This is a genomic window from Gammaproteobacteria bacterium (assembly GCA_028817255.1).
GTDB lineage: Bacteria > Pseudomonadota > Gammaproteobacteria > Porifericomitales > Porifericomitaceae > Porifericomes > Porifericomes azotivorans.
Genome location: JAPPQA010000044.1, coordinates 1 through 5,854, shown reverse-complemented (window position 1 = coordinate 5,854; position 5,854 = coordinate 1). Strand labels below are relative to the sequence as shown.

Genomic DNA, 5,854 nt, shown 5'->3' with positions numbered 1-5,854 from the left:
CTTGCCCCTGGCTTGTCTTTACTGCATTAACGGGGGCAGGAATCTACCCTCCATAGCAGGGTGGGAACCTTTTCCCCTCGATTGCGTAACGGCTTGTGATTCCTAATTCCTAATTGATAATTCCTAATTGACAATTCCTCAAGGCCCGCGCTCTTTTTCGGGCGGGGGGCCGTAGCCGCCGCCGCCGGGGGTTTCCACGATGCAGGCGTCGCCGGGGCGCATGCGGGTCTGGGCAGCGCCGGCGAGGAGCTCGCGCCGGCCATCGGCGCGCACCACGAGGTTGCGTCCGACAGCGCCGGGGAGGCCGCCCGCGAGACCGAAGGGCGGCACCTTGCGGTGGCCGCAGAGCAGGGCCAGTTCCATGTCTTCCAGGAAGAGGAATTCCCTTGTGATGCCGTCGCCGCCGCGGTGGCGGCCGCGGCCGCCGCTGCCGCGCCGCACGGCCAGGCGGCGCGCGAGTACGGGGAAGCGCCACTCCAGCACTTCGGGATCGGTAAGGCGCGAATTGGTCATATGCGTGTGCACCGCATCGGCGCCGTCGAAATCGGGGCCGGCGCCGGCGCCGCCGCCCAGCGTTTCGTAGTATTGGCGACGGCTGTTGCCGAAGCTGATGTTGTTCATCGTGCCCTGGGATGCAGCCATGATGCCCAGGGCGCCGAACAGGGCGTTTGCGGCCGCCTGGGAGATCTCGACATTGCCCGCCGCCACCGCCGCGGGGGGGCGGGGGCGGAGCAGGCTGCGCTCCGGCGCGACGATGCGCACGGGCGCCAGGAAGCCGTCGTTCAGGGGAATGTCCTCGTCCACCAGCGTGCGCAGCACGTACAGCACCACCGCCCGCACGACCGCGGCGGGGGCGTTGAAATTGCCGCGGTGCTGGGCGGAGCTGCCGCCGAAGTCCACCGTCGCCGTGCCTTCGCCGCGGTTGACGGCGACACGGACCGCGATGCGGTTGCCATCGTCCAGGGGGTAATCGAAACGCCCGTCATCCAACTTTGCCAGCGCCCGCCGCAGGGCGTGCGCGGCATTGTTCTGGATGTGCCGCATGTAGGCGCGCACGGTCTCCGCCCCGTAGCGTTCCTCGATCCGGCGCAACTCCCGGGCGCCTTTCTCGTTGGCGGCCGTCTGGGCCTTGAGGTCGGCGATATTCTGGGGGATGTTGCGGGCGGGGTGGCGCGTCCGCGACAGCGCCCGCGTGAGTTCGCGCTCGCGGAAGCGCCCTGCGCGCACCAGGAGCATCGGGCCCAGGCACACCCCTTCTTCTTCCAGGGTGCTGCTGTAAGCCGGCATGGAGCCTGGCGTGATGCCGCCGATATCGGCATGGTGGCCGCGCGAGGCCACGTAGTACGAGGGCCGTCCCCGCGCCGCCGCGCCGCCGTCCGTTCTGTCCCGGCGTTCGCCCCGCGGCGCGAACACCGGCGTCACCGCGGTCACGTCCGGCAGGTGGGTGCCGCCTGCGTAGGGGTCGTTCAGGACGTACACGTCGCCGGGCCGGGGCCGGCCGCCGCAATGGCCGATAACGCTGCGCACGGTCTCGCCCATGGAGCCGAGATGCACGGGCACATGCGGCGCATTCGCCACCAGGCCGCCGCCCGCGTCGAACACGGCGCAGGAGAAGTCCAGGCGCTCTTTGATGTTGACCGAATGGGCGGTGTTTTGCAGCGCGGCCCCCATCTGCTCGGCGACGGACATGAACAGGCCGTTGAAGATCTCCAGCATGGCCGGGTCGGCGCGTTCGCCGGCCGCCGTCCGCGCCGGGGCAGGGCGGCGGGACTCCGAACGGCGCAGCAGCAGGAAGCGTCGGGCAGCGACCTCGGCCTGCCAGCCCGGTTCCACCACCGTGGTCGAGGCGGCCTCGACGACGAGGGCCGGGCCCTGGATGCGTTGTCCCGGCGACAAATCCGCGCGGCGGTACAGGGGCGCCCGCAGGCAAGCGCCGCGGCTGAAGAACCGCGCCTGTTCCAGCGGCGTCGGCGGCGCGCGACCCCCGGCATGGGGCTCTTCTTCCCGCTCCTCCTTCGGCGTCACGACTTTGCCCCTTGCCGCCGCCAGCATGGTCTCTACCACCAGGGGGCGCTCCGGCATGATGAACCCGAAGCGTTCCCGGTGCCGTGCCTCGAAGCGCCGTCGGATCTCCGCCACGCTTCCGAAGGGCAATTCCAGCGTCGTGTCCGACCCCTCATAGCGCACTTGCAGGCGGCGGCGGAGCTCGATCCGCCGTGCCGCCACGCCCTGTTCCGCCACTGCCTGGCGCGTTTGCGTTTCCAGACCTTCAAAGCGTTTCGCCAGCTGCCCGATCAGCGCCTCGTCCAGGGGGGCCGTCACCGCCTGTTGCCGGTCTTCCCCCACATCCGCCAATCCCATGCCGTAGGCGGAGAGCAGCCCGGCCAGGGGATGAATCGCCACGCGGCGCATATCCAGCTCGTCTGCGACCAGGCAGGCGTGCTGTCCCCCTGCGCCGCCGAAGCAGCACAGAGTGGCCTCGCCGAGGTCGTGCCCGCGTTGCACCGAGATCGTTTTGATCGCTTTCGCCATGTTGGCCACGGCCACGTTCAGAAAGCCCTCTGCCACCTCGCGCGGTTCGCGCCGCCCGCCGCCGGCGGCGGCGATCTCCTCTGCCAGGGCGGCGAAGCGCCGCTCCACCGCGGCGGTGTCCAGCGGTTGATCGTTGCCGGGACCGAATACCGCCGGGAAGTGTCGCGGCTGTAGTTTGCCCAGGATTACGTTGCAGTCGGTCACGGTCAGCGGTCCGCCGCGGCGGTAGCAGGCCGGTCCCGGCACGGCCCCCGCCGAGCGCGGCCCCACTCGATAGCGGCCGTTGGCAAACTCCAGGACGGAACCGCCGCCGGCGGCCACGGTGTGGATGCGCAGGGTGGGAATCTGCAATTGCAGTCCGGCAACACGGGTCTCGAAGTCGCGTTCGTATTCGCCGGCGTGGTAGGCCACGTCGGTGGAGGTGCCGCCCATATCGAAGCTCACGATGCGCTCGAAGCCCGCCTGGCGGCAGGTCTCCACCGCGCCGACGATGCCGCCGGCCGGCCCGGACAGGATGCCGTTGCGGCCCCGGAACGAAGCGCTGTCGCTCAGGCCGCCGCCGGATTGCATGAACAGCAATCGGATGCCGCGCAGGCAGTCCGCGGCCCGCTCTACATGGCGCCGCAGGATGGGAGACAGGTACGCGTCCACCACCGTGGTGTTGCCGCGGCTGACGAACTTGATCAGCGGGCTGACCTCGTGCGACGCCGATACCTGCTGGAAACCGATCTCCCGTGCCAGGCCCGCCAGGATGCGCTCGTGCTCCGGGTGGCGATAGCCGTGCAGCAGACAGATGGCGCAGTCGCGCATTCCGGCCTGCCATGCCTCCCGCAGTCCGCGCCGGGCGCGTTCCACGTCCAGCGGGGTGCGCACCTTGCCGCGGGCCTCGACCCGCTCTGCCACTTCCAGCACCTGTTCGTAGAAGGGTTCGGGCTTGGCAATGCGGCGCGCAAACAGTTGCGGGCGGTCCTGATAACCGATGCGCAGGGCGTCGCCAAAGCCCCGGGTGACGACCAGCAACACGCCCCGGCGGCGGCGTTCCAGCAGGGCGTTGGTCGCCGCTGTGGTGCCCATCCTGACGGCGGCGACAGCGTCCGGCGGGATGGGGCGGCCGGGCGGCAGTTCCAGTATGTCGCGGATGCCCTCGATGGCGGCGTCGGAGTAGCGGCCGGGGTTCTCGGAAAGCAGCTTGCGGGTGACCAGGCGCCCGTCGGGGCGGCGGGCGACGATATCGGTGAAGGTGCCGCCGCGGTCAATCCAGAACTGCCAGCCCTTGCCGGTCTTGCCGTCTTGCCCGCCCGCCGGGGTTACTCCGTGTTCTCGCACATGCCTTTGAAAACTTTCAACCTAACGGGATATTTTCGTAAATCTGGTTCAGAAAATTCCGTAGGTGCCACAAAATGCGGCTCGTCTCCTCCTCGCAGCGGTAGAAATCCCTCCACCGCGTGAAGCTGCCTTCCGCCGGAGGGAGGTTTTGCCGGGCCAGTCTTTTCTCAATGAGAGCGAGCCCCGTTTCGTTGCCCAGGCGTTCTTCCAACAGGCGAATGGCCCGCAAGCGTTCCGGCTCCTCTTGCCGGAGCCGGTCTCTGTTAATCGCCTGATGGAACGCTTGCGTCCGCTTGGCATCCGCCGCCGTGCCTCGTGTGGTGAGGGCCGAGGCCAGGAGTCCTTCCTGCTCGTCGTAAATCCAGGTAACGAAGCGCTGGCTGTTCGAACTCGTGTGCACCAGGTGGCTTTCCGCCCACCAGTGTTTTTCCGATTCTTCCCGCTGCCGCCAGCGGAGCCAGTCCGCGAAGACGAGGTCCGGTTCGTAAACGAAACCGAAGCTGCGCAGCATGCCTCCGTCAAAGTCCCGTTTCGGATAGATGAAGTATTTTTCATCGCGGACGTTAGCGCGGTGCGGCAGCGCATTGCAGGAGTAATAACGGGGCGCATGCGCGTCGCGCATATCCGCAAGGGCCGCGCCGGCGGCGCCAACAAAGAGTAGCGGCAGGAGCCAAATGGGCATGGGCCGCATTGTCGCGGCGCATGGTTCCCGGATGGGAAGGCCGGGGTTCAGGAACCGCGGCCGCGCGTATCGCATTCCGAAAACTCTTTCATTGCAAGCCCTTGCTTCTCGTTCGTGGTTTTTGTTTGCGGGAATGCGAAATATTCTAAAATTAAATCCCGATGCGGGCCATACCGACCATTCCCCGGCCTCAATGCCGCCCCGGGCGGGCAGCATGAAAGCGCCGGCATGAGCGCCTCCGGCCCTCGCGCTCCCTGCGGGCGCTATGCGCCCAGTCCGACCGGCCCGTTGCACCTGGGCAATCTGCGCACGGCGCTGCTGGCCTGGATGCAGGCGCGGCTGGCGGGCGGGCGCTTCATTCTGCGCATGGAAGACCTGGATCGTCCCCGCACTCGCCCCGGCTGTGCCGAGACTATCCTGGAGGACATGCGCTGGCTGGGGCTGGACTGGGACGAGGGCCCCGACCGCGGCGGCCCCGCCGGCCCCTACACGCAGTCGCGGCGCGGCGCCTGCTACCGGCGCGCGCTGGAGACGCTGCGCCGCCGCGGCGCCCTGTTTCCTTGCTACTGCTCGCGCAAGGACATCGCCCAGGCCGCCAGCGCCCCCCACGGCGCGCCGGCGGGCGGCGTCTATCCCGGCACCTGCCGCCGCCGCGGCAACGCCGCTCCCGGCGCCGTTGCGGGACTGCGCCCGCCCGCCTGGCGCTACCGCGCGCCCGAGCGGACGGTAGCCTTTCAGGACGCTGTAATGGGCCCCCAGGCGCAGGCCCTGGCCCGCGAGGCGGGAGACTTCGTAGTGCGTCGCGCCGACGGCCTGTACGCCTATCAATTGGCGGTAGTCGTGGACGATGCGGGGATGGGCGTCACCGATGTGCTGCGCGGCGCCGACTTGCTGGACTCCGCCCCGCGCCAGATCGAATTGTACCGGGCCCTGGGATACCGGCCGCCTCGTTTCTGGCACGTACCGTTGTTGTGCGACGACCGGGGCCGCCGCCTGGCCAAGCGCGATGCCGGGCAATCCCTGCGGGCCCTGCGCGCCCGCGGCATGGATGCCGCCGCGGTCGTCGGCTGCCTTGCCGCCACCCTGGGCTGGGCAGCCTCCGGCGCCGCGCTCACTGCCCGCCAGTTGCTGGAGCGTTTCGATGCCGGCAGCTTCGAGGCCGCTTTGCGCGCCGCCGCCAAGCCAACGGTCACTTAGTAATGATTGATTCTGAGATTCCGCCTTTTTCCGTCATTCCTGTTTTTTCCCGTCATTCCGCCTTTTTTCCGTCATTCCGGCGAAAGCCGGAATCCCGCGCAAATAGAGCGCGGAACG

Annotated in this window: 3 protein-coding genes; 1 reads left to right on the top strand and 2 read right to left on the bottom strand. The window is 68.7% G+C overall.

Features of this window, described 5'->3' with window-relative positions:
• Positions 1-138: 138 nt before the first annotated feature.
• Both OXU43_02220 and OXU43_02215 read right to left on the bottom strand, forming a co-directional pair.
• On the bottom strand, positions 139-3,858 hold the full coding sequence (locus tag OXU43_02220) for a hydantoinase B/oxoprolinase family protein (protein ID MDD9823976.1): 3,720 nt from the start codon (positions 3,856-3,858) through the stop codon (positions 139-141).
• Positions 3,859-3,874: 16 nt separating this feature from the next.
• Positions 3,875-4,480, bottom strand: coding sequence for a hypothetical protein (locus OXU43_02215; protein MDD9823975.1), 606 nt, complete (start codon positions 4,478-4,480; stop codon positions 3,875-3,877).
• Between the two features lie 288 nt (positions 4,481-4,768).
• Here OXU43_02215 and gluQRS point away from each other — a divergent pair, with 288 nt between their 5' ends.
• Positions 4,769-5,737, top strand: coding sequence for a tRNA glutamyl-Q(34) synthetase GluQRS (gene gluQRS, locus OXU43_02210; GenBank protein MDD9823974.1), 969 nt, complete (start codon positions 4,769-4,771; stop codon positions 5,735-5,737).
• Positions 5,738-5,854: the final 117 nt, after the last annotated feature.

Excerpts from the sequence above, each read along its gene's own strand:
- gluQRS (MDD9823974.1), top strand. The coding sequence starts at position 4,769 with ATGAGCGCCTCCGGCCCTCGCGCTCCCTGCGGGCGCTATGCGCCCAGT.
- OXU43_02215 (MDD9823975.1), bottom strand. The coding sequence starts at position 4,480 with ATGCGCGACGCGCATGCGCCCCGTTATTACTCCTGCAATGCGCTGCCG.